General features: G+C 45.4%; 19 protein-coding genes, 1 rRNA gene and 1 pseudogene. 18 read left to right on the top strand and 3 right to left on the bottom strand.

Annotated elements, in window-relative coordinates:
• The first annotated feature begins 110 nt into the window (after positions 1-110).
• The 5 genes from DW251_RS02670 (at position 111) to prfA (ending at position 6747) form a co-directional block, all read left to right on the top strand.
• Positions 111-3149, top strand: a 23S ribosomal RNA gene (locus DW251_RS02670).
• A 387-nt stretch (positions 3150-3536) separates the two neighbouring features.
• Positions 3537-3743, top strand: coding sequence for a 50S ribosomal protein L31 (gene rpmE, locus DW251_RS02665; protein WP_021869397.1), 207 nt, complete (start codon positions 3537-3539; stop codon positions 3741-3743).
• 75 nt (positions 3744-3818) lie between these two features.
• A complete protein-coding gene (locus tag DW251_RS02660; RefSeq protein ID WP_118300138.1) occupies positions 3819-4775 on the top strand; it encodes a DUF1385 domain-containing protein in 957 nt (318 codons plus the stop codon).
• Positions 4772-5668 carry a peptide chain release factor N(5)-glutamine methyltransferase gene (gene prmC / locus DW251_RS02655; RefSeq protein ID WP_347474606.1) on the top strand — a complete coding sequence of 299 codons (897 nt, stop codon included), beginning with the start codon at positions 4772-4774 and terminating at the stop codon, positions 5666-5668. The genes DW251_RS02660 and prmC overlap by 4 nt, the downstream gene beginning before the upstream one ends.
• Positions 5669-5673: 5 nt before the next feature.
• Positions 5674-6747: a peptide chain release factor 1 gene (prfA, locus tag DW251_RS02650; protein ID WP_118300137.1), complete on the top strand. Its 1074-nt coding sequence runs from the start codon at positions 5674-5676 to the stop codon at positions 6745-6747.
• Positions 6748-6859: 112 nt separating this feature from the next.
• On the opposite strand, the gene DW251_RS02645 is transcribed toward prfA, so the two are convergent.
• A complete protein-coding gene (locus DW251_RS02645; protein WP_118300136.1) occupies positions 6860-7894 on the bottom strand; it encodes a LacI family DNA-binding transcriptional regulator in 1035 nt (344 codons plus the stop codon).
• Positions 7895-8231: 337 nt separating this feature from the next.
• Between DW251_RS02645 and DW251_RS02640 the strand changes: the two genes are divergently transcribed.
• The 13 genes and pseudogenes from DW251_RS02640 (at position 8232) to DW251_RS02580 (ending at position 24736) form a co-directional block, all read left to right on the top strand.
• A complete protein-coding gene (locus DW251_RS02640; RefSeq protein WP_021869392.1) occupies positions 8232-9599 on the top strand; it encodes a pyruvate carboxylase subunit B in 1368 nt (455 codons plus the stop codon).
• A 68-nt stretch (positions 9600-9667) separates the two neighbouring features.
• Positions 9668-10051, top strand: a complete 384-nt coding sequence (locus tag DW251_RS02635) for a carboxymuconolactone decarboxylase family protein (protein WP_021869391.1) — start codon at positions 9668-9670, stop codon at positions 10049-10051.
• A 131-nt stretch (positions 10052-10182) separates the two neighbouring features.
• Entirely contained in the window at positions 10183-13719 is a 3537-nt protein-coding gene (nifJ, locus tag DW251_RS02630) for a pyruvate:ferredoxin (flavodoxin) oxidoreductase (protein ID WP_118300134.1), read from the top strand.
• 5 nt (positions 13720-13724) lie between these two features.
• On the top strand, positions 13725-15359 hold the full coding sequence (locus DW251_RS18545; RefSeq protein ID WP_118300133.1) for an aconitase family protein: 1635 nt from the start codon (positions 13725-13727) through the stop codon (positions 15357-15359).
• Positions 15360-15374: 15 nt separating this feature from the next.
• On the top strand, positions 15375-16628 hold the full coding sequence (locus DW251_RS02620; RefSeq protein WP_021869388.1) for a 3-isopropylmalate dehydratase large subunit: 1254 nt from the start codon (positions 15375-15377) through the stop codon (positions 16626-16628).
• A 37-nt stretch (positions 16629-16665) separates the two neighbouring features.
• Complete coding sequence (locus tag DW251_RS02615; RefSeq protein ID WP_021869387.1) at positions 16666-17577, top strand: phosphate butyryltransferase; 912 nt, start codon at positions 16666-16668, stop codon at positions 17575-17577.
• A gap of 12 nt (positions 17578-17589) precedes the next feature.
• On the top strand, positions 17590-18657 hold the full coding sequence (gene buk, locus DW251_RS02610) for a butyrate kinase (protein ID WP_118300132.1): 1068 nt from the start codon (positions 17590-17592) through the stop codon (positions 18655-18657).
• Between the two features lie 57 nt (positions 18658-18714).
• On the top strand, positions 18715-20046 hold the full coding sequence (locus tag DW251_RS02605) for a 2-hydroxycarboxylate transporter family protein (protein WP_021869385.1): 1332 nt from the start codon (positions 18715-18717) through the stop codon (positions 20044-20046).
• 247 nt (positions 20047-20293) lie between these two features.
• On the top strand, positions 20294-21382 hold the full coding sequence (gene leuB, locus DW251_RS02600; protein ID WP_118300131.1) for a 3-isopropylmalate dehydrogenase: 1089 nt from the start codon (positions 20294-20296) through the stop codon (positions 21380-21382).
• Positions 21383-21529: 147 nt separating this feature from the next.
• Positions 21530-22255 (top strand): annotated as a pseudogene (locus DW251_RS02595) (oxaloacetate decarboxylase subunit alpha); the annotation flags it as partial.
• A complete protein-coding gene (locus DW251_RS02590; RefSeq protein ID WP_347474605.1) occupies positions 22182-22859 on the top strand; it encodes a hypothetical protein in 678 nt (225 codons plus the stop codon). The pseudogene DW251_RS02595 and the gene DW251_RS02590, both read left to right, overlap by 74 nt.
• 16 nt (positions 22860-22875) lie before the next feature.
• Positions 22876-24207 (top strand): 2-hydroxycarboxylate transporter family protein, encoded by a 1332-nt coding sequence (locus DW251_RS02585; RefSeq protein WP_021869382.1) that lies wholly within the window; start codon positions 22876-22878, stop codon positions 24205-24207.
• Between the two features lie 271 nt (positions 24208-24478).
• Entirely contained in the window at positions 24479-24736 is a 258-nt protein-coding gene (locus DW251_RS02580; protein ID WP_021869381.1) for a transcriptional repressor, read from the top strand.
• 174 nt (positions 24737-24910) lie between these two features.
• Here the strand turns inward: DW251_RS02580 and DW251_RS02575 are convergent, their stop codons facing one another.
• A complete protein-coding gene (locus DW251_RS02575; RefSeq protein WP_021869380.1) occupies positions 24911-25300 on the bottom strand; it encodes a VOC family protein in 390 nt (129 codons plus the stop codon).
• A gap of 38 nt (positions 25301-25338) precedes the next feature.
• Entirely contained in the window at positions 25339-26079 is a 741-nt protein-coding gene (locus tag DW251_RS02570) for an alpha/beta hydrolase-fold protein (protein WP_021869379.1), read from the bottom strand.

The following is a 26079-nucleotide window of genomic DNA, read 5'->3' as shown; positions in this document are numbered from 1 at the left end:
GAGAGGTTATATGGAAAACAATACAACAAATTTTGTAAACAACCCAGACCAAAAGATATAACGCTATATATCTGAGATGAGTAGTTTGCTCCCGCGAACGAAAGTCAATTGGTCAAGCTAATAAGAGCGCAGGGTGGATGCCTTGGCACTAAGAGCCGATGAAAGACGTGATAAGCTGCGAAAAGCTTCGGGGAGGGGCAAATATCCTTTGATCCGGAGATATCTGAATGGGGAAACCCGGCTGAGAAGACCTCAGTCACTGTATGGTAAATACATAGCCATACAGAGGGAACCCGGTGAACTGAAACATCTAAGTAGCCGGAGGAAGAGAAAGAAACATCGATTCCGGAAGTAGCGGCGAGCGAACCCGGAAGAGCCCAAACCAGCGTGCGTGCATGCTGGGGTTAAGGACTGCATAAGTGAGCCGATCTGTTAATGGAACTGCCTGGGAAGGCAGGCCAGAGAGGGTGAAAGCCCCGTACATGAAAACAGCAGGCAGCGGCAGGATCCAGAGTACCGCGAGACACGAGAAACCTTGCGGGAAGTCGGAGGGACCACCCTCCAAGGCTAAATACTCCTTAGTGACCGATAGCGCATAGTACTGTGAAGGAAAGGTGAAAAGGACCCCGGGAGGGGAGTGAAAGAGAACCTGAAACCCTGTGTTTACAAGCTGTGGGAGATGTGTCTATGTACTCACCTATCTCCACGAGCATTGCGGCCGTTATGACAGCGATTGCGGCGTCCATTTACTCGGCGTAGACCACTACGCCTGCGTGAATGTCCATGCACTCACTGCCATACCAACCACACTGCTTCGCGGGAATAGGCGAGTACATAGCCATCAACCGCGTACTTTTTGTAGAACGGTCCGGCGAGTTGCCGGTGCTGGCAAGGTTAAATGGTACAGCCATGGAGCCGAAGGGAAACCAAGTCTCAAATGGGCGTAAAGTCAGCACAGGCAGACCCGAAACCGGGTGACCTATCCATGTCCAGGATGAAGCGGAAGTAAAATTCCGTGGAGGTCCGGATCCACATCCGTTGAAAAGGGTGGGAATGAGGTGTGGATAGGGGAGAAATTCCAATCGAACCCGGAGATAGCTGGTTCTCCTCGAAATAGCTTTAGGGCTAGCCCCGTATTAGTTTAGCGGAGGTAGAGCACTGAATTCCTAAGGGGGCGTCAAAGCTTACCAAGGGATATCAAACTCCGAATGCCGCATAAATGATGTACGGGAGTCAGACTGCACGAGATAAGTTGGGCAGTCAAAAGGGAAAGAGCCCAGACCTACAGCTAAGGTCCCAAAGTGTGTGTTAAGTGGAAAAGGATGTGGGATTTCAGAGACAACTAGGATGTTGGCTTAGAAGCAGCCACACATTCAAAGAGTGCGTAATAGCTCACTAGTCGAGAGGTCCTGCGCCGAAAATGTCCGGGGCTAAAACACAACACCGAAGCTTAGGAATGTAGAAATACATTGGTAGAGGAGCATTCTTAAAGGAATGAAGCAGTACCGATAAGGAGCTGTGGACTTTTAAGAAGAGAGAATGCCGGAATGAGTAGCGAGATGGAGGTGGGAATCCTCCAGGCCGAATATCCAAGGTTTCCAGAGTAAAGCTGATCTGCTCTGGGTAAGTCGGGGCCTAAGGTAAGGCTGAGAAGCGTAGCCGATGGACAACAGGTTGAGATTCCTGTACCGCGTATCATCAGAACTGTGGGGACACAGAAGGACAGCACATCCCGGGAATGGAAAGACCGGGGCAAGCAGGGTAGGAGTTAAGTTGGCAAATCCGCTTAACAATCCGAAGCTGTGATGCGGAGCGAATTTAAGTAGCGAAGTGTGCGATTCCGGCTGTCAAGAAAAGCCGCTATTGTGTGATACGTGCCCGTACCGTAAACCGACACAGGTAGATGAGGAGAGAATCCTAAGGCCGGCGGGAGAAGCATTGTTAAGGAACTCGGCAAAATGACCCTGTAACTTCGGGAGAAAGGGTGCCTGGGAAACCAGGCCGCAGAGAATAGGCTCAAGCAACTGTTTAGCAAAAACACAGGTCTATGCAAAACCGTAAGGTGAGGTATATGGGCTGACGCCTGCCCGGTGCTGGAAGGTTAAGAGGAGGGGTTAGCGCAAGCGAAGCTCTGAATTGAAGCCCCAGTAAACGGCGGCCGTAACTATAACGGTCCTAAGGTAGCGAAATTCCTTGTCGGGTAAGTTCCGACCCGCACGAAAGGCGTAATGATTTGAGCGCTGTCTCGACAATGCACCCGGTGAAATTGAAATACCAGTGAAGATGCTGGTTACCTGCGCCAGGACGGAAAGACCCCATGGAGCTTTACTCCAGCTTGATACTGGGATTCGGTACTGCATGTACAGGATAGGTGGGAGACTGAGAACTATGAACGCCAGTTTGTAGGGAGTCGCTGTTGGGATACCACCCTTGCGGTATTGGATTTCTAACCTGCAGCCGTGAACCGGCTGGGGGACAATGTCAGGCGGGGAGTTTGACTGGGGCGGTCGCCTCCGAAAGGGTATCGGAGGCGCTCAAAGGTTCCCTCATAATGGTTGGAAACCATTAGAAGAGTGCAAAGGCATAAGGGAGCTTGACTGCGACACCGACGGGTGGAGCAGGTAGGAAACTAGGACTTAGTGATCCGGTGGTATGAAAGTGGGATTGCCATCGCTCAACGGATAAAAGCTACCCTGGGGATAACAGGCTTATCACTCCCAAGAGTTCACATCGACGGAGTGGTTTGGCACCTCGATGTCGGCTCATCGCATCCTGGGGCTGTAGCAGGTCCCAAGGGTTGGGCTGTTCGCCCATTAAAGCGGTACGCGAGCTGGGTTCAGAACGTCGTGAGACAGTTCGGTCCCTATCCGGCGCGGGCGTAAGATATTTGAGAGGAGCTGTCCTTAGTACGAGAGGACCGGGATGGACGGGCCGCTGGTGTACCTGTTGGAGTGCCAACTCCATGGCAGGGTAGCCAAGCCCGGACGGGATAAACGCTGAAGGCATCTAAGCGTGAAGCCCCCCTCAAGATGAGATATCTCATACGCAAGTAGTAAGACCCCTTGAAGACGACGAGGTAGATAGGTCAGAGGTGGAAGTGCAGTAATGCATGGAGCTGACTGATACTAATCGGTCGAGGGCTTGACCAATAAGGTTTAGGGAAAACAAAGGTTGTAAGTATTCGGAAGATCAACAGTTCAATATGTGGTTTTGAAGGTATGTAAAATATATATTTAGCCTGAGCAGAAATGCTCAGGTTTTTTTGTGTATAAATTCAATATTTTCTCTTGTCAATGTGGATAAACTATGCTATACTGATATAGCTGTCCAGAGATACAATATATTTATGCCCTGAGACAAGCAGTTTTAGCATTCGCGTGAGTCAGAACCTTGCGGGAAGGATGCGTATAACTTAAAAGATGCTGATATCTGTGCGTTCTGGTGACGGTACCTACCGGCTGCCTGCAGTGTACAGAGGCAGATTGGCATACAGGCCGCGGTCGGAAACCGCAAATTATATCAGAGAGGTGAATAAAATGAGAGAAGGAATCCATCCAAATTACTACCAGGCAAAGGTAGTTTGCAACTGTGGCAACGAGTTCGTAACTGGTTCTACCAAGAAGGACATCCATGTGGAGGTTTGCTCCAAGTGCCATTCATTCTACACTGGCCAGCAGAAGGCTGCTGCAGCTCGTGGACGTATTGATAAGTTCAATCGTAAGTACGGCATCAATGCTCAGTAATTATAAGAGAGAATTTAAGGGGTTGAGCTTTTGCAGCTCAGCCCCTTTGCGTTAAAATTGAAAGGTAATGCATAGATGAAATATTCAGGAATTGGCGGACAGGCAGTGATCGAAGGCATTATGATGCAGAATGGTGAAAACTATGCAGTAGCCGTCCGTAAACCCGATGGAGAGATCGAGGTTAAAAAAGATACTTACAGAAGCGTAACAAAAAAGTATCCATTTTTAGGTATTCCCTTTATCAGAGGCGTGTTTAAATTTGCAGATTCCATGATCGTAGGCATGAGGGCACTTACCTGGTCCTGCAGCTTCTTTGAAGATGACGAAGATGCAAAAGAAAGCCGCTTTGAACAGTGGCTGGATAAGGTATTTGGCGAGAAATTAGAAAGCATCCTTATGACCGTTGTTATGATCTTTTCCTTTATCATGGCGATCGGTATATTCATGCTGCTGCCTATGTTTATTTCCAATATATGTAAAAAAGTGATCCCGTCCCATACTGTGATGGCCATCTTAGAAGGATTTATCCGTATTGCTATTTTCGTTATTTATATAAAAATGGTATCCCGCATGGAAGATATTAAACGGACCTTTATGTACCATGGTTCCGAACATAAATGCATTAACTGCATTGAACATGGTCTGGAACTGAATGTAGCCAATGTGCGGGCCAGCTCCAAGGAGCACAAGCGCTGCGGCACCAGTTTTATTATGATCGTTATGGTCATCAGCATCCTGTTTTTCGTGGTGATCCGTACTGATACCATTTGGCTGCGCATCGTAAGCCGTATCGTGCTGATCCCGGTGATCGCAGGTGTTTCCTATGAATTTTTAAGTTTTGCAGGAAAGCATGATTCCAAACTGGTAGATATTTTAAGCCGCCCTGGCATGTGGATGCAGGGACTGACCACCAAAGAGCCGGATGATACCATGATCGAGGTAGCCATCGCTGCTGTAGAAGCAGTATTTGACTGGCGTGCCTATTTGGATGAAAATTTCCCAGGCTGGGAGAAGAAAGAGGAACAGGCATGAAAATGACCCTTGGGACTCTTTTAGAAGAAGGAAAAGAAAAGCTGGAAAAAGCAGGTGTTCCTGACCCGCTTTTAGATGCACGTTTTCTTTTATTGGATGTATTTGACATGAATTTTGCCTCCTTTCTTGTAAAACGGGACCGTCCCCTTACGGGAGCGGAAAATGGAATAAATGGAACAGATGCAGATCCGGATACACTGAAAAAAATAGAAAAATACCGGGAACTGATAAGCAAACGGGAAATGCGTATCCCTCTTCAGCAGCTTACAGGTGTCCAGGAATTTATGGGACTGGAATTTTATGTAAATGAACACGTTCTGATCCCAAGGCAGGATACAGAAACTCTGGTAGAACTGGTATTAAGCGAACACAAAGAGAAAAATATTTCCCTTTTAGATGTATGCACCGGTTCCGGCTGCATTGCTATCAGTCTGGCAAAGCTTGGGGGCTATACAGACGTAACAGCTCTTGATCTGTCAGAAGAAGCGTTAAAGGTGGCAAGATTCAATGGGGAAAAACTTCTGGATCAGCCAGTGAAATTTATAAAAAGTGATATGTTTTCTGCTTTGAATCCAGAAAAGCAGTATAATGTGATCGTATCCAATCCCCCCTATATCCCCAGTCAGGTGATCGAGGGACTGGAGCCGGAGGTAAAAGATCATGAGCCACGGATGGCCTTAGACGGTGAGCCGGACGGACTGAAATTTTACCGCATTTTAGCAGAAGAAGGAAAAAAATACCTGAAAAACGGCGGAAGCATCTATATGGAGATCGGCTGGGATCAGGCAAAGGATGTAACAGAAATATTTGAAGCAATGGGATTTAGTGGGCGTAGGACTGTCCGGGATATGGCTGGAAACGACCGGGTGGTATGTGCCAGGAAGGAGAAGTGAAGATTATGTTTGATAAACTGGATGATATGTTGATCCATTATGAAGAACTGATGCGTATGCTTGGGGACCCGGATGTGACCCAGGATACCAAACGTTTTACCAAGCTGATGAAGGAGCAGGCTGAACTGGCACCGATCGTAGAAGCTTATAAGCAGTATAAGCAGGCAAAGCAGGACGTAGAGGACAGTCTGGCAATGTTAGAGGAAGAAAATGACGAGGAAATGCGTGAAATGGCAAAGGAGGAATTATCCGATGCAAAGAAGCGCATTGAGGAGCTGGAGCATGAATTAAAGATCCTTCTTCTTCCAAAAGACCCGAACGATGACAAGAACATTATCCTGGAGATCCGTGCAGGCGCAGGCGGCGATGAGGCAGCTCTTTTCGCAGCTGAGCTTTACCGTATGTATTCCAACTACGCAGACAGCCAGCACTGGAAAGTAGAGATCATCAGTATCAATGAAAATGGTATTGGCGGCTTTAAGGAAGTTGTGGCTATGGTCACAGGAAAAGGCGCTTATTCTAAGTTAAAATACGAGAGTGGTGTACATCGTGTACAGCGTGTGCCTGAGACAGAGTCCGGCGGCCGTATCCATACCTCTACAGCAACGGTAGCAGTTATGCCGGAAGCAGAAGAAGTAGATGTTCAGATCGACATGAATGACTGCCGTATTGACGTAATGCGTGCGTCTGGTAACGGTGGACAGTGTGTCAACACCACTGACTCCGCAGTACGTCTGACCCATATACCGACTGGTATCGTTATCTACAGCCAGACAGAGAAGTCACAGCTGCAGAACAAGGAAAAAGCATTCCGACTGTTACGTTCCAAACTGTACGACTTAGAGCTGGAAAAACGCCAGAACTCCGAGGCAGAAGAACGCCGCAGCCAGATCGGTACCGGAGACCGTTCCGAGAAGATCCGTACCTACAACTTCCCACAGGGCCGTGTGACCGACCATAGAATTAAGCTGACCTTATATAAGATCGATTCTATTATGAACGGTGATATCCAGGAACTGTTAGACAACCTGATCGCTGCAGATCAGGCTGCAAAACTGGCTAAGATGAATGAGAACTAAGATTTAATCAGTCAGGTATATTAAAATCAGATACTTAGATACAGTATAAAGAAAGCTATTGCAAAGTGATGATGTGAAGTCAATTTGCAATAGCTTTTTTGTTTACGGCATTTTACTGAAACGACTCCCTCACAATGATCTTCGTTTCCAGTTCCACATGTACCGGCTCTGGATCTGCAGCATAGGATTTATCTGTCAAAGCGCGGATCACATAGTCCATACAGCCTTCTGCCATCTGTGTCAGCGGAACTTCGGATACAGTTAATGGAGGGATAGAGCATTTACTGGTGGATGAGTGGTGGAGCCCGATGCTTATGACGGACAGGTCTTTTGGGATACGGACGCCGGCCTGGTAGAAAGCGTAGAGTGCTCCTAAGGCAATGGAGTCGGAGTCGCAGAAGACTACATCCGGACGTTCACTTAACTTGAGAAATTCTGCAGCAGCCTGGATACCGCCGTCTGTAGAATTATCTGTGTAAAATAAGGCATGATTTGGCATGTCCACCCCTTTGGCACGGCAGCCATTGATAAAACCGGTAACACGGTCATCCACAGCCAGGTAAGGAGACTGGGAACGGAAAACAGACACGCTTTTAAAGCCCCGGTCTGCGATCATATCAGCAAGAGAGGCACCCATTTTCTGGTTGTTGATGGAAACATAGCTGTACTGATCAGAACGTCTGTTTAAAAGGACCACGGGGATAGGCGGCATAATACTGTCTAAGTACTGCATGTCCATTACGGCAGTATTTGCGATGATAGCAGCATCGTAGTTGTACAGCTTCGGGTCGATCAGTCCCTTTTCTTTGTACAGTTCATTTGGCTTAAATGGGCAGATCACAATATTGCAGTTGGTCATCTGGTTTTTGGCAAGAGATGACTGGATCCCGGCCATAACTTTTCCTAAAAGGGCAGATCGTGGGTCAGCTGCCCAGTATACAGCAACTGTGTATATAAGGGGGGAAGTGCCCAACTCTTTTAGTTGCCTGGAGGCAGATGAGGGCTGGTAACTTAACTGCTTTAAAGCTTCTTCTATTTCTTTTTGTTTCTGCTGGGAGATCCTTCCTGCAGATTTTCCGTTCAAATATAAGGATACAGTAGCGGCTGAAACGCCTGCCAGCGCAGCTACATCTTTTAACGTAGGCATAAAAAACCTCTTTTCTGGTCTGTTCTTTTTATTCTGTATTTATCATATCATACGCCCCATATAAAAGCAATTAAAAAGACATAAGAAGTTAATAAATTAACTTAAGTTAACAAGTAACATTAAAATATCAACTAAATCAAAGCACAAAAACTGTGCAAAATATCCAAAAAACAAAAAAATAAGCATTTACTATTGCTATTTAATGAGAAAAGATGTATAGTTTGCTCAGAAACAAGTTAATAACTTAACTAAACATCGAATAAATTAAATTAATATATTAACTTAAAGAGAATGAAAACCAGTGAAAACACATAAAACATGTAAATGGAGGTGCAGAATGTTTTTCTGGAAAACAGCAAAAGAAACAGTTCCTGAAAGACCGATTAGGATCAGCAGTGTAGAGTGGCGTGACGGCCAGCAGTCCCTTTTAGCAACCAGGATCCGCACACAGGATATGCTCCCGATCCTGCCGAAGATGGATGAGGTTGGATATGAATGTATGGAAATGTGGGGCGGTGCAACTTTTGATGTTGCTATCCGCTATTTAGGAGATGATCCCTGGGAACGGGTAAGGGAATTTAAGAAGCTGTGTAAGAAGACACCGCTGAGAATGCTCCTCCGTGGACAGAACCTGATCGGCTACAAACAGTATCCCGATGATGTGGTAGAAAAATTCGTAGAACTGGCAGCAAAAGCCGGAATTGATAAGTTCCTGGTATTTGATGGTTTAAACGATGTGAGAAATACAGAGACAGCCATTAAGGCAGTGCTTAAAAACGGAAAAACAGCAGAAGCAAATATCTGCTACACCATAAGCCCGGTACATACGTTAGAAAAATATGTACAGATGGCAAAGGATTATGCAGCATTGGGCGTAAAAGTCATTCATGTAGAAGATATGGCCGGAATGATGAACCCCAAGCAGGTATCGGATGTGATCAGAGCGATCCGCAAAGAAGTAGGTCTTCCGGTTCATTTCCATGCACACTGTATCGGCGGTATGGCGGATATCTGTTATTGGGAAGCCATTAAAGCCGGTGCCTGTACCGTAGATTGCGATGTATCTGCTCTTTCTCTTGGCCCTGCCCATCCGCCGGTTGAAAGTATTGTTACCTGCTTAAAGGGAACAGGCTTTGATCCTCATCTGGATATGGACCTTCTGGCAGAGATCAATGATTATTTCATGAAGCTGCGTGAAAAATACAAAGAATTTGCAAGCAAGCGTACAGGTGTAGATATCAGTGTTTTAAAACATCAGATCCCAGGCGGAATGCTTTCTAACCTGGAAAGCCAGTTAAAAGGCATGAATGCAGAAAACCGCATTAATGAAGTATTTGAGGAAGTCCATAAGGTACATAAAGATTTCGGTTATCCGCCTTTAGCAACTCCGTTTGCTCAGATGGTAGGCGCCCAGGCAACTATTAACGTCCTTACGGGACAGAGATACAAGATGATCTCCAATGAGAGCAAAACTTACATCCGCGGCATGTACGGACGTCCGGCTGGTGAGATCGCACCGGAACTGAAGGCAGCTGTTTTAGGAAATGACAAAATGATCACAGAACGTCCGGGAAGCCTGATCGCTCCTGGATGGGAGAAAGCAAAAGCAGAAGCAGCAGGCTTTGCAAGAACAGAAGAAGATGTTATGACATACGCTCTGTTTCCTGAACTTGCCCCGGCATTTTTACAGAAGAAGTATCAGTAAAGGTAATGTTTTCGTACCCGCATTCCGTGGGTACAGAAAGGAACAGACAATCAAAAGGAGTACATACCATGAAACAGGAAAATAAAGAAAAGATCGCCCAGGCAGAAGAGATCCTGGAACGGTTAAAGGAGCAGAGAGGCGGAAACGTTCTTTCTATCCACAAAAAAATGGCAAATGATCCAAAACTGCTCCAGGCATTCAGCCAGCAGTTCGCGATCTGCAAACAGGATATAACACATGTTCCGGCTAAATACATGGAACTGATGTTAATGCTTATGGGATGCTGCGCAGGAAATGCTGTGACGATTAAAACACACGGCGAACTGGCAGTGAAAAAAGGTGCCACCATGGATGAGGTCGGCGAAGTTTTAAGACTGGTTTTCTTTTACTATGGTGCATCAGCAATTATACCGGCAGTAGAACTTTTTGAAGAACTTGAGCCGGAAAAGTAACACCCTTAAAACAGTGAGTACAGAAATATTACCATACAGAATGCCACGGTAGAAACGTATTTAGAAATATTGCCAAGTAGATTTAAAAACCCCATACCATAAAGGCATTCACGAATCTCAGGAGGAAAATGATGGAAGAGAAACAGAAAAAATTGATGAAAACAATGGATGGTAATGAAGCCGCTGCTTATGTGTCTTATGCATTTACAGAAGTAGCTACCATTTACCCCATTACCCCTTCTTCACCAATGGCAGAGCATGTAGATGCCTGGTCTGCAGCAGGTAAGAAAAACCTGTTTGGACAGAGAGTCAAACTGGTAGAAATGCAGTCTGAGGCTGGCGCCTGCGGCGCTATGCACGGCGCACTGGAGTCCGGCGCACTGGCAACCAGCTACACAGCATCCCAGGGCCTGCTCCTTATGATCCCGCCAATGTACCGTATTTCCGGTCAGTTACACCCAGGTGTCCTTCATGTAAGTGCCCGTTCCGTAGGAACCCACGCATTCTCCATTTTCGGAGAGCACTCTGATGTAATGGCAACCAGACAGACCGGTTTTGCAATGCTTTGCAGCAGTACCGTTCAGGAGATCATGGATCTGGCCGGCGTTGCCCACCTGGCAGCTATTAAGGGCCGCGTTCCTTTCCTTCATTTCTTCGATGGTTTCCGTACTTCCCACGAGATTCAGAAAGTAGAAGTAATGGATTATGCAGATTTAGACAGACTCTTAGACAGAGATGCACTGGATGCATTCCGCAAGAGATCCTTAAATCCGGAGCGTCCTGTACAGAGAAGTACCGTACAGAACCCGGACGTATACTTCCAGTATCGTGAAGCAGCAAACCCATATTATGAGGCGATCCCTGAGATCGTTGAAAACTACATGGGAGAGATCAACAAGATCACAGGAAGAGATTATCACCTGTTTAACTACTACGGATGTCCGGATGCAGAAGAAGTGATCATTGCAATGGGATCTGTAGATGGTGTGATCCGTGAGACCGTTGATTACTTAAATGCACATGGCAGAAAGACCGGATATTTACAGGTACATCTGTACCGTCCATTCTCCATTAAGCATTTCCTTTCTGCAATTCCTGAGACTGTAAAGCGTATTGCAGTTATGGACCGTACCAAGGAGCCAGGTTCTTTAGGCGAACCTCTGTATCTGGACGTTTGCAGTGCTATTGCAGAGTCCGGCAGAAATATCCGTGTATACGCAGGCAGATATGGTCTTTCTATTAAAGATGTTACTGCAAACCAGATTGAAGCAGTATTTAACAACCTGGAAGCAGAAGAGCCAAAAAACCACTTTACAGTAGGTATCAATGATGATGTGACCCATCATTCACTGGCTGTAGGGGCACCGATCGATGTAGTTGCAGAGGGAACCATCAGCTGCAAGTTCTGGGGACTTGGTTCAGACGGTACAGTTGGTGCCAACAAGAACTCCATTAAGATCATCGGTGACCACACTGATATGTATGTTCAGGCATATTTTGAGTATGATACCAAGAAATCCGGCGGTGTTACCCGTTCCCATCTTCGTTTCGGACATAAGCCGATCCGTGGAAGCTATCTGGTATCCCATGCAGACTTTGTTGCCTGCCACAATCAGTCTTATATCCAGAAATATGACATTGTCCAGGAATGTAAACCAGGCGGTACTTTCTTATTAAACTGCATCTGGAATGAAGATGAACTGGACAAGCATCTGCCAGCATCTGTAAAGCGCTACATTGCAGAAAACCATATTAAATTTTACATCATCAATGCAGTAAAGATCGGTAAGGAGATCGGACTTGGAAACCGTACCAACGCAGTTTTACAGTCAGCTTTCTTCAAACTGGCAAATGTGATCCCATTTGATGATGCAGTAGAGTACATGAAGAAAGCCATCCTTAAGTCCTACGGAAAGAAGGGCGAAAAGGTTGTAAATATGAACTATCAGGCAGTTGACTGCGGATACCAGAGACTGGTAGAAGTAAAGGTTCCGGAAGAATGGGCTTCTTTAGAGCCGGAGACAGCAAAGGTAGATGAAAATCTTCCAGAATTTGTAAAAAATCTTATGCTGCCGATTAACTCCTTAAAGGGTGACAGCCTTCCAGTCAGTGCATTTACAGGCAGAGAAGATGGTACCGTACCTCTTGGTACTTCTAAATATGAAAAGAGAGGAACAGCAGTAGATGTTCCTGAATGGGATCCGGACAAGTGCCTCCAGTGTAACCAGTGTTCTTATGTGTGCCCGCATGCAGCAGTACGTCCATTTCTGGTAAGTGCAGCAGAAGCAGAAAATGCACCAGAAGGATTTAAGACAAAGAAGGCAACTGGAAAAGGCTTAGAGGAATACACCTACAGGATCCAGGTTTCTCCATTAGACTGCTTAGGCTGCGGTGCCTGCGTTCAGGTATGCCCGGCTAAGGAAAAGGCTCTTACCATGAAGCCATTAGACTCCCAGGCAGCAGAGATCGAAAACTGGAATTATGCAGTAAAACTTTCCAAGAAGAAAAATCCACTGGCTAAGAATACCGTTAAGGGAAGTCAGTTTGAGACTCCATTATTAGAGTTCTCCGGCGCATGTGCAGGCTGCGGTGAAACACCTTACGCAAAGCTGATGACCCAGATGTTTGGTGACCGTATGGTGATCGCAAATGCAACCGGCTGTACACAGGCATGGGGCGCAGCACTTCCTTGTGTACCTTATACAACCAATGAAAAGGGCTTTGGACCGGCATTCTCCAACTCCTTATTTGAGAACAACGCAGAATTTTCCCTTGGTATGTGCCTTGCAGTGACACAGCAGAGAGAAAGAGTTGCAGGTGTTGTAAAAGAGCTGAAGGAAAATAGCGTAGATGCATCTTTAAGTGCAGCAATTGATGCATGGTTTGATGCTTATAATGATGGCGACAAGACCATGGAAGTAAGCGAAAACCTGGTTAAGGCATTAGAAGCAGCAGAACTTACAGGAGAGCAGGCTGACCGCAAGGCAGATATCTTAAACAACAAGGAGCATCTGTCCAAGAAATCCATGTGGATGTACGGCGGCGACGGCTGGGCTTATGATATCGGCTTTGGCGGTTTGGACCATGTATTAGCAAGCGGAACTGACGTAAACATCCTGGTTGTAGATACCGAAGTTTACTCCAATACAGGCGGTCAGGCTTCCAAGGCAACACAGATCGGTGCAGTTGCACAGTTTGCAGCTTCCGGTAAGAAGACAAAGAAGAAAGATTTAGGCCTGATGGCAATGCAGTATGGTTACTGCTATGTAGCCCAGGTAGCTATGGGTGCAAATCCTGCACAGCTGGCAAAGGTATTAAAAGAAGCAGAAGAATTCAAGGGTCCGTCCCTGATCATCGCCTATGCTCCATGTATCAACCACGGTCTTGTAAAGGGCATGGGATGCGCACAGCAGGAAGCAAAAGAAGCAGTAGCAGCAGGTTACTGGAACCTGTACCACTATAATCCAGACCTTAAGAAAGAAGGAAAAAATCCATTTGTTCTGGACTCCAAGGAGCCAACTCTGAACTTAAGAGACTTCCTTATGGGTGAAGTAAGATTTTCCGCATTAACAAGAACCTTCCCGGAGGAAGCGGAAAAACTTCTTGCAGAAGCAGAACTGGATGCAAAGGAGAAGTACCAGGAGTATAAAAAACTGGCAGAGGGGTAATAAAAATGGGAAATGTGAAGATGCAGAAAGTGGATCTGTGTGTGATCCAGGATAATGAACTTGCACAGGTATTTTTAAAAACAGAAAAGAAACCCGCAGTAGCAACCGTAGTTGTAGTTGATCAGACCGTACCTCCCAATTCACCGGAGGTATCCGGTCTACATAAAGCCTTAAGAGAAAAGGCAGAAAAGGAAAACATTCCATTTTACTATGGAAAAGGAATGTGCGGAAAGCTTCTTGCAGATGGTCTTTTAAAACCAGGTCAGAGAGCTGTCACCTGTGATAAGGCAGCGGGAGCAGCCGGCGCCATCGGCGCTCAGGTCACCTGCGCAGATCCGACACAGTTAAAGCAGGTATTAGAGACCGGCGAACTGCTGTTAGAAGAACCTGAAAACGGTGCTTTAAAAGAAACAGTAAAATTAACTGGAAAACTGCCAGAGGGACTTTCTGCAAAAGATCTGGCTTTAAGCTTGGTAAAAGAACTGGGAGCAGAAAATTTAGCAGGAAAGCTTTTAAGCCTGACAGGAGATACCTTAGAGGATATGGAACTGTCTGAAAAAATGGTTCTCTGCGGAGTTCTTGAAAAAGCCGGAGCAACTGCTGTTACAGTGGAAAAAGAGGCAGAGGAAAAGACAGATGTTGTATTTGATGCAGCACAGACAAAAGAACTGACTGCTTTTCCAGGAGGATATAAAGAGTTTGCAGCATTAGAGGAACTGCCGGTGACAGATGTAAAATCCGTATTTATCGGCGGAACTACCGGCGGCAATTTAAAAGATCTGGAAACCGTATCTTCTATGTTAAAGGGAAGAAAGATCGCATACGGACTGCGCCTGGTAGTAGCACCTTCTGATGCAGACACTTATATCAAGGCAGCAACTGCCGGATATATTACAGATATTTTAGAGGCTGGCGGAATTGTGATCAACCACTGCGGAAATCCGGAAGTTCAGGGACGTATTGGAAAAACGGAAGTTATGGTATCTAATGATCTGGAAAATAAGCCTGGTTATGCCGGCTTTGACACATCAAAGACCTATCTGACTTCCACAAAAGCAGCTGTAGAAGCAGCCCTTCTTGGAACCTTAGGTTATAAAGAAGAAGCACCGGCAGCAGAGGAAGAAGAGACAGAAAATCATTCTCTCACATTTGAAGGACGCTGCTGGAAGTTTGGAAATGATATTGACACAGATATTATCATCCCAACACAGCACTTAAACTATGAAACCATGGATGAGATCAAGGTTCATGCCTTTGAGCCTTTAAGACCGGAACTGGCAGCTAAACTTCGTGAAGGTGATCTGATCGTAGCAGGAAATAACTTTGGCTGTGGTTCTTCCAGAGAACAGGCTGCAGAGGTTCTGGTAGCAAATGGCGTACACTGTGTCATTGCAAAATCATTTGCACGTATTTTCTTCCGGAATGCTATTAATAACGGTATCCTACTTCTGGAATGCCCGGATCTTCCAGATGATGTAAATGAGGGAGATACAGTAAAAGTAGAGCTGGATAAGCAGCAGATCAGTGCCAACGGAAAGACTTACAAGATCCCGGCAATTCCGGAAAATCTGTACCACATCATCATGGACGGTGGTCTGGTAAAGAGCATTATGAAAAAAGTAGAGAAAGGCCTGTTATAGGAAGGGGGTAAGAATATGGGACATACATTAGCTGAAAAGATCATTATGAAGCACATTGGCGGTAAAAGCGTAAAGCCGGGAGATCTGGTAGTTGTAGAGCCGGACTGCGTAGTGATCCATGATATTTATACCGCTTTCCTTCAGGATAAAATGAAGAAAATGGGACTTACCAAGGTGTGGAATACAGATAAGATCGTCATCATGCACGATCATCTGATGCCAGCCTGCTTAGAGGGCGACCCACGAAGCCTGGAAGCCGGTTATGAACTGGTAAAAGAGTATGGTATCCGCCATTTCCACGCTACCGGCGGTATCGTTCACCAGTTAGTTCCTGAGTTAGGCTATTCCAAGCCAGGTGACATTGTATTTGTAACAGACTCCCACACACCTACCTACGGTGCTGTAGGCTGCTTCTCTACCGGTGTTGGATACACAGAAATGGCAGCTGTATGGGGAACCGGCCAGATGTGGTTAAGAGTTCCAAGCAGCATTAAGATCCAGATCGACGGAGTACTTCCTCCTCATGTATACGCAAAGGACATTATCCTTCGGGTATTAGGAGATCTGGGAGCTGCAGGCGGTACCTATAAGTCTCTGGAATTCTGTGGAACTGCCATTGATGCATTAGGTATTGACGGCCGTATGACCATTGCAAACATGGTTGTAGAGTGCGGTGGAAAAGCAGGACTTTTCGCAGCAGACCAGAAATGCGCTGATTACTGCGGCGTAGATTATGAGGACGTTGCCTGGGTAAAGGCAGATGAAGATGCTGAGTATGAAAGAGTTCTCACTTATAAGGCAGAAGATTTAGAGCCAGTATTATCCTGTCCGCCATATGTGGATAATGTGCATCCACTGTCTGAGGTGAAAGGTGTCAGACTGGATCAGGTATTTATCGGTTCCTGTACCAATGGCCGTTTGGAAGATCTGAAGATCGCAGCAAATGTGATGAAGGGTAAAAAGATCAGCTCTCACGTAAAATGCATCGTAACACCCGCTTCCAACAGCATTATGGAAGAGGCAATGAAGGAAGGCTATATCCAGACGCTGGTAGAAGCAGGAGCGCTGGTAACACCGCCGTACTGCTCCTTCTGTGAGGGACGTACCATGGGTCTGCTTTCAGATGACGAGGTAGTTCTTGGAACCAACAACCGTAACTTCTTAGGACGCTATGGTTCTCCAAAGGCAAAAGCATATCTGTCATCACCGGAAGTAGCTGCTGCATCCGCTGTTATGGGCGTGATCACAGATCCGGCAGAACTGAGTTAAAACAGATAGGATCATAAATATAGAAAGGACTTGGAAAATGAGATCATTAAGAGAAGTAAGAGACAGCCTGTTAGCCAGAGAGAAAAAAAGGATCGCAGTGGCTGCGGCAGAGGACAGACCTGTTCTGGAAGCAGTAAAAGAGGCGGTACAGATGGGGATCGCAGAGGCAACTCTCTGCGGTGATGAGGCAAAGATCCGCCAGATCGCAGAAGAGATCGAGCTGGATGTAAACAAAGTAACCATTGTAAATGAACCGGATATCAGAAAATCAGCAGAAGCGGCTGTAAAACTGGTACATAACGGGGAAGCACAGCTTGTTATGAAAGGTCTCATCGGAACCGCGGATTTCCTGCGGGCTGTATTAAATAAAGAATGGGGACTTCGTACCGGCAAGATCTTAAGCCATGTGGCTGTATTTGACTCTGTAAAATTAGACCGTCTGATCCTTATGACAGACGCAGCTATGGTCATGTATCCAACACTGGAAGAAAAGATCGCCATGATCAACAATACCATTCCTGTATGCCAGGCACTGGAGATCGAAGATCCAAAGGCAGCAGCTGTGTGTGCAGTAGAGGTATTAAATCCTTCCATGCAGCCTACACTGGATGCAGCTTCCCTGGCCATCATGAGCCAGAGAGGCCAGTTTAAGGGCATCACTGTAGACGGACCTCTGGCACTGGACAATGCATTAAATGAAGATGCAGCCCGTCACAAAGGCATCAAGAGCCCGGTTGCAGGCCATGCAGATGTACTTTTAATGCCAAATATCGAGTGCGGAAACATTATGTGGAAGACTCTGGTATACATGGCAAGATGTGAGATTGCAGGCGTACTGATGGGAGCTGCAGCACCAGTTGTCATTACTTCCCGTTCTGATGCACCTGAAACCAAGTTAAACAGTATTGCCCTTGCTCTGCTGATCGCAGGAAACAAGGACAAGAAATAAAGAGGTACCTACATGAAAGATAAAGTATTGATCCTGAATCCAGGTTCCACATCCACCAAGATTGCAGTTTACTGCAATGATGAGATTATCCACCTGGAAAGTATCCAGCATTCCCACGAAGATCTGGCTCCCTTTGCCCATGTGCAGGACCAGAAGGAATACCGCCTGGAAAAGATATTAAATGTTCTTGATAAAGCGGGTATCAAACTGGATGAACTGATCTGTATTTCCGCAAGAGGCGGACTTCTCCACCCGATCCCAGGTGGTACCTATGAAGTAAATGACATCATGGTAGATGAAATGATGCATCCGAAAAAGGAACATGCCTGCAACCTGGGTGCTCTTATTGGAAAAGACCTGGCTGACCGTGTAAGCATTAAATCCTATATCGTAGACCCGGTAGTCGTAGATGAGCTGTGGCCATGGGCAAGAATGACAGGTCTTAAAGAAGTAAAAAGAGTCTGCCAGTTCCATGTATTAAACCAGAAAGCTATCGCCAGAAAGGTTGCCAGAGTCCTTGGAAAGACTTATGAAGAGGTAAATGTGATCGTCTGCCATATCGGCGGTGGTATTACTGTTGGCATGCACCGTTGTGGCAAGGTAGTAGATGTAAACAATGGTCTTGACGGAGACGGACCAATGTCACCGGAGCGTTCCGGAGGACTGCCAAATGCAGATGTGCTGGATCTGGCATACAATCATGGTTTAACCTATGAAGAAGCTTACCGTACCATGGTAGGAAAGGGCGGATTTGTAAGCCATTTAGGCACCAATGATGCCAGAGCTGTAGAAGCAATGATCGATAACGGCGATGAGTATGCAAAGCTGGTTTTTGAGACCATGGCATATCAGATCGCAAAAGAGGTTGGTGCTCTTGCTACCACTGTAAACGGCAGAGTGGATGCAATCGCACTGACCGGCGGTATCGTTTATTCCAAGCGTATGGCTGACTGGATCACAGACAGAGTATCCTTTATCGCACCTGTATACCGTTATCCGGGAGAAGGCGAGATCCAGGCTCTTTACGAAGGCGCTATGCGTGTGGTAAGAGGGGAAGAAGAAGCTAAGATTTACGAATAAGCAAAATACTATATGTCCCCTCTTGTTTGAGGGGACGACTGTAGAAAGAGGAAAAATATGGGTAAAAAAGTGGAATTTAAAGTCTGCGGACTTTCAGCAAAGTACTTTGTACCGTTGTTTTTAGTCATTATCATCTGTACTTACGGCGGTTTTATGCCAACTGTAAAAATCGGTGAGACTACTGGTGTTGGAATGGTAGGAACTCTGGCGTTTTTAATGAGTGTAGGCGGCCTGTTCTTCTGGCTTGGTAACAGTATTCCTGTTGTAAACAGCTATTTAGGTGGTTCCGTGCTCTTCTGTATGTTTGGACCGGCACTGTTAAATTACTTTGGTCTTCTGCCAGAGACCACTGTAAAAGGTGTTTCTATCCTTATGAAATATGGTCTGCAGGACGTATATATCGCAGCTCTCCTTTGCGGTTCCGTCCTGTATATGGACCGTAAGATCTTATTAGGTGCTATTTCCCGTTATCTGCCGGCGATCCTGGGCTCCCAGGTATTTGCACTGGGCTTCTGCTTCCTTGGCGGACTGATCACAGGTTATGGACCTTTAAATGCAGTATTTGATATTGGCGCACCAACTATGTCCGGTGGTTCCGGCGGTGCTTTAGTAACGATCCCTACTCTGTACACTGACCTTTCCGGTACAGACTGGATGAGCATGTCCGGTATGTTCTTATGCTATGTTTCTCTTTCTAACGTAGTTGCTATCCTGATGTGTGCTCTTTCCAAACCGATCCTTAAAAAAATGGGTATGGTATCTCCTGAAGATAATCAGGGCATCCTTCGTGGAGCAGGCACTATGCAGACAGAGGCATCTGAGCAGCTTCCGGCTCTCAGTGCTGATCCTACCAAAGTCTGCGGCGGTATCTTTATCTGCCTTGGCATCTATCTGTTAGGAACTATTTTAGGCAAGCTTCCTGGAACCAAAGTGATCGCAGGACTTGCATGGGCGATCATCATCGCGGTTGTGATCAAATGTACCGGCATCATGGAAGACAAGATCACAAATTATACTGTAAACGGTATGAACTTTATGTTAAAGGGACTGCTGCCGGCGATCATCGCAGGTATCGGCATCAACTCTATCAGTATTGAGACTATGATCAGCTACTTTACACCGGCTGCTCTGGTCATTATTGTTCTGGCTGTATTAGGCGCTTACATTGGCGCGATCATCTTCGGACACCTCTTTGGCCTGTGGGGCTACGAAGCTGGTATTACAGCAGGACTTTGCTGCTGCAACATTGGTGGTTCCGGTGACCTGGCAGTTCTGACTGCAGGCGACAGAATGAGCCTGTTAGCATTCTCATCCATCTCCACCCGTATCGGCGGTGCCCTGATGGTTGTATGGATCGGCTTTCTGTATCCAATGTTAATGCTGAAATAAATGACCGTGTTAAAAGTGTTATAATAAAATCAAATTAATCTTCCTAAGTTAAAGAATAAGTCAACGAAAAAGTTAAATATTAATCCTGAATAAGTGAATGATAAGTGAATAAATAATGTGACCGCCCAGGACCGGTCCGACCAGTAATGGGTCGGATACCGGTCCTGGGCGGTTTTTGCGATTATCTTGCGCTGCCAACGGCAGCACATGTAGCCAAACATGTTTGCAGAAAGGAAAATGGAAAAATATGGAAATAAATATAGCAGTAATACCGGGGGACGGGATCGGTCCGGAGATCACAGAGGCAACTGAGCAGGTCTTAAAGAGAGTGTGTGAAATATATGGTCATGTACTTAACATTACTCACGTTAAGGCCTGTTCTTCTTCTATAGAAGAAACAGGAGAACCTCTTCCAAAAGAGTCTTTAAAAAAGTGCCTTCAGGCAGATGCAGTTCTTCTGGGAAATACAGGTCTGGAAAAATATAAAAATGAGCCTTTGACCAAGCGCCCGGAATATGCCCTTCTTAAGTTACGAAAGGAGCTGGGAGTTACTACCAACCTGCGGCCGGTGCGGCTATATCCGGCATTGATGGAGCTTTCACCATTAAATAAAAATACCCTTTCCGGCGGGCTTGATTATTTATTTGTCCGTGATATAGCAGGGGGAGTATTATGCTCGGAACAGGTAAAAGGAAAGGGGGTACATGGCCCGGAAGCTTATGAATACGAATATTATAATCAGAAGATCGTGGAAGATACGGCCCGTTTTGCCTTTGAACTGGCAAAAGGAAGAAGAAATAAGGTGGTAAGTCTTGATAAGGCAAATGTACTGGGAAGCTCCAGATTGTGGCGGAAAACAGTAACAGAGATCGGAAAAGAGTACCCGGAGGTGGAACTGAGCCATGAATATATTGATTCTGCGGCCTTGAAACTGATCCGTCGTCCCTGGGAATATGATGTGATCTTTACTGCCAATCTGTTTGGGGATATTATCTCCGATGAAGGAACCGGGTTGACTGGAACTGCAGGACTTTTTGGTTCCGCAGAACTTTCCGTATCCGGAAAAGGACTATATACACCTAACCAGCTTCATTATCCAGATGAGTCATTGATCGGAAAACAGAAGGTAAGTCCCGTGGGAATGATCATGGCAGCGGCCCTGATGCTGCGGTGCAGCTTTGGACTGGAGAAAGAGGCAAAAACAGTAGAAGAGGCAGTTGAAAAAGTGCTGGAAGCTAAAATTAGTACAGAAGATATGAAATATCCGGGGGCAAAAATAGTTTTAACAGGGGAAATGGCAGATTTTTGTTGCCAATTTTTGGGAAAAGATGTATGATTTTTAAAAGAAAATAGTTAATAATTTAACCAATAATACCAAGATATAAGTTTGCATATTAACGTTACAGTTAACAAAAGTAACAATTGATAACTAAGGAAACGACTTGGTTGATGATATGCAAACGGATATAGGGGGGATGATCCCTGGGATCGTGTAAGAGAGTTTAAGAAGCTTTGTAAGAAGACTCCGCTAAGAATGCTTCTTCGTGGACAGAATCTGATCGGCTATAAGCAGTATCCAGATGATGTTGTGGAGAAGTTTGTAGAACTGGCTGCAAAAGCAGGAATTGACAAGTTCCTGGTATTTGACGGCTTAAATGATGTGAGAAATACAGAGACAGCTATTAAGGCAGTTGTTAAAAACGGCAAGGTTGCTGAGGCAAATATCTGCTATACCATCAGTCCGGTACATACATTGGAAAAATATGTGCAGATGGCAAAGGACTACGCAGCATTGGGCGTAAAAGCTATTCATATTGAAGATATGGCGGGAATGATAAATCCAAAGCAGGTTTCTGATGTGATCAGCGCAGTGCGCAAAGAAGTAGGACTTCCTGTTCATTTTCATGCACACTGCATCGGTGGCATGGCTGATATCTGTTACTGGGAGGCCATTAAGGCTGGTGCCTGCACAGTAGACTGCGATGTTTCCTCCTTATCTTTAAGCCCATCTCATCCGCCGCTTGAAAGTATTGTTACCTGCTTAAAGGGAACCGGATTTGATCCTCATCTGGATATGGATCTTCTGGCCCAGATCAATGATTATTTTAAAATGATCCGTGAGAAATATAAAGAATATGCAAGTAACAGGGGAACCGGCAGCATTCAATACGAACACAGCAGACAGCGAAACAAGTACATACATCTTTGATGCAGTTAAAACCCGGGAAGTAACAGCACTTCCAGGTGGCTGCACAGAGATCAAACCTCTCTCTGAACTGTCAGCAGTAAAGATCAAAAGTGTATTCATCGGCGGAACCACTGGCGGCACCTTAAAAGAACTGGCTCCGGCAGAGGAAGAGAAGACAGAAACACGTTCCCTTACCTTTGAGGGCCGCTGCTGGAAGTTTGGTGATGATATTGACACCGATATCATTATCCCAACACAGCACTTAAATTATGAGACAATGGACGAGATCAAAACCCATGTATTTGAGCCTTTAAGACCGGATCTGGCAGCGAAGCTTCGGGAAGGTGACCTGATCGTAGCAGGAAGCAACTTCGGCTGCGGTTCCTCCAGAGAGCAGGCGGCAGAGGTTCTGGTGGCAAATGGTATCCTGATGCTTGAATGCCAGGATCTGGCGGATCACGTAAAGGAAGGTGATATCATTCAGGTAGATCTGGACAACCAGAAGATCACTGCTGACGGCAAAACATATGCGATTCCGGCTATCCCGGAAAACCTGTACCACATCATTATGGATGGTGGTCTGGTAAAAAGCATTATGAAAAAAGTTGAAAAAGGTCTGTTATAGAAAGGAGGAAATCAAAATGGGTAAAAAAGTGGAATTTAAAGTCTGCGGACTTACAGCAAAGTACTTCGTACCACTGTTTTTAGTAGTGATCATCTGTACTTATGGCGGCTTTATGCCAACTGTAAAGATCGGTGAGACTACCGGTGTTGGAATGGTGGGAACACTGGCCTTCTTAATGAGTGTAGGCGGCCTGTTCTTCTGGTTGGGCAACAGTATCCCCATTGTAAACAGCTACTTAGGCGGCTCTGTTCTTTTCTGTATGTTCGGACCGGCATTGTTAAATTATTTCGGACTGCTTCCTGAAACAACTGTAAAGGGCGTATCTATCCTTATGAAATACGGCTTTCAGGACGTATACATTGCAGCCCTTCTTTGTGGATCTGTCCTGTATATGGACCGTAAGATCTTATTAGGTGCTATTTCACGTTATCTGCCTGCAATTTTAGGCTCTCAGGTATTTGCACTGGGATTCTGCTTTTTAGGTGGTCTTATCACAGGATATGGCCCATTAAATGCTATCTTTGATATTGGTGCGCCTACTATGTCCGGCGGCTCCGGCGGTGCTCTTGTAACTATTCCTATTCTGTATACGGATCTTTCCGGTACAGACTGGATGAGCATGTCCGGTATGTTTTTATGCTACGTTTCACTTTCTAACGTAGTAGCTGTTTTAATGTGTGCTCTTTCCAAACCAATTTTAAGGAAGCTGGGGATGGTATCTCCAGATGAAAATCCGGCTATCCTTCGCAAAGCAGGAACTATGCAGACGGAAAGCACTGAGCAGCTTCCAGCCCTCAGTGAAGATCCTGCCAAAGTCTGCGGCGGTATCTTTATCTGCCTTGGCATCTATTTATTAGGAACTATTTTAGGCAAGCTTCCCGGAACCAAAGTGATCGCTGGTCTTGCATGGGCGATCATCATTGCTGTTGTGGTCAAATGCACCGGTATTATGGATGAAAAGATCACCAACTACACAGTAAATGGCATGAACTTTATGTTAAAGGGACTGCTGCCAGCGATCATCGCAGGTATCGGCATTAACTCTATTAGTATTGAAACTATGATCAGCTATTTTACACCAGCAGCTTTAGTTATCATTGTTTTAGCAGTTCTTGGTGCATACATTGGAGCCATCATCTTTGGACAACTTTTTGGTCTGTGGGGCTATGAAGCCGGTATTACAGCAGGTCTTTGCTGCTGCAACATCGGTGGTTCCGGTGATCTTGCAGTGCTGACAGCAGGTGACAGAATGAGCCTGTTAGCATTCTCCTCTATTTCCACCCGTATCGGCGGTGCGCTGATGGTAGTATGGATCGGTTTCTTATATCCCCTTTTAATGTTAAAATAATCGAATAGTCATTTTCATGTAAACTCAAGCAACAGGTATTGTCTGGAGAACCTTAACAGATAGTACTTGTTGCTTATTTTTTATCAAAAAACAGTTGACAAGAAAGTTAGTTGGTGCTAATCTTATAAACGGTTAGATAAATTAGTCTAAACTAACTATAACACAGATCCAAAATGTATAAAATAAAAAAGATGAAACAGACTATGTAGGAAATATGGATAAAAGGCATCAAAACAGGATATCCGTGATGCTTAAAAGAAGGAGGAGACTTATGTCAGATCAGAAAGCGCAGATCATAGGAGAACTTCAGAGAAAAGGAAAAAGGATCACAGGACAGAGAAAAATCCTTCTGGATGTTATATTAGAAGGAAAATGGTCCAGCTGTAAGGAAATCTACTACATGGCCTCCAAAAAGGATCCAACTATCGGCTTGGCGACTGTTTACAGAATGGTAGGCGTATTAGAGGAAATGGGATTTTTAAGCAGAGGATACAGATATTCTTATCCAGTTGAAGATAAGATCAGCTAAAGCCGGGATAGTTTACTTACAGAAACTGCCTCATGGCAGGTTCTTCTGTATGCATAGCAAAAACAGGCTGCATGTCATATAAAAATGTTCAGCCTGTTTTTGCTTTATCCACACAGAAAACGCGCCAGAAGGCGCGTTCTGTGATCTATACAAATACTCCCCTAAAAATCAAATTTACAGTTTCTGGCAAAACTCGATCCGCTCTTTGTTTGGTCCCTGGATGATAAAGAAGTACACACCTCTTTCCCAGAAATCAAGAGCTTCAATGCCATTGCTCAACACCAGATGCTTCTGGTTTAAAGCAGCTTCGTAGGCTTTTTCAATATCCAGGCAGTTTAAGGCAATGTGGTTAATGGCTCCGTCACAGAGAGCCACAGGATCCTCATAAGTTTCGATCACCAGATTTCCTAACTGCAAAAAAGCTACATGCTGGTTCTTTTCCGGGACACAAGCCCTTAAGATGACCTGGAATCCCAGATCCTCGTAAAAATGGATCGTATTTTCTAAATGATCTGTTGGGATTCCAACATGCTGGATCCCGTCACAATAAGCACCAGGAGTCATATGATATCATCCTTTCTTGTGAAGCTTGATCTGCCTGATCAAAGCTGTTTCAAAGCATTTTTAACATCGGTTTTTAAAGCTTCAGCCCATTTTGACCAGGTAAGAGCTTCTTTTTGTACCCGTACAGACCGGTTGCTAAAAGAACTTTTCAGGATGCAGTCAGCTAAAAGAGCAGAGGAAGCTTTATAGTCATCTTTCTCAGAATACTCTAAAGAAAGGACCATATTGTGATCTTTGGATGTTTGAACCAGCATTTTCAGATCCTTATCCGTGCCATTCAATGTGCGAAGATCAGTGGTTCCAAATGCATTATCCAGCTGCTTATCCAGTTCTGGGTCAAAAGTCTCGTCTGTAAGAGAACCGCAGCTGTAAGATGCTGCCATATGGTACTGTCCAGGAACAGAAAGAGCTGCGTTTAAGGCTGTATAGCCTCCTTCCTTTACACCGGCGATCATCTGGAAGCCCAGGTCAGCCGGGAAATAGTCAGCAACCATTTCCGGAAGCTCTTTTGTAAGCATCTGGAAATAAGCAAATCCATGGATCATATCAAGCCCGTAGCTTAATTTCAGATCCGGCATCACAATGATAATGCCCAGTTCATCTGCCAGATCCTCTACAGCTGTATGGCGCTGCCATGCTGTGTGGTCGCAGCCTGCAGGGGGAAGCAGCCATAAAACAGGATAAGAGCTTTTTTCATTGTTTTCCACAGGAACAATAGCTGTCAGGGAATTGCATTCCGTAAGGGCAGCTGAATAAAAGTGGTCCAGTATGAGAGCCAT

Source organism: Clostridium sp. AM22-11AC (genome assembly GCF_003473545.1).
Taxonomy (GTDB): Bacteria; Bacillota; Clostridia; order Lachnospirales; family Lachnospiraceae; genus Enterocloster.
The sequence above is the reverse complement of the archived record's forward strand: the minus strand, read 5'-3'. Positions and strand labels throughout refer to the sequence as shown.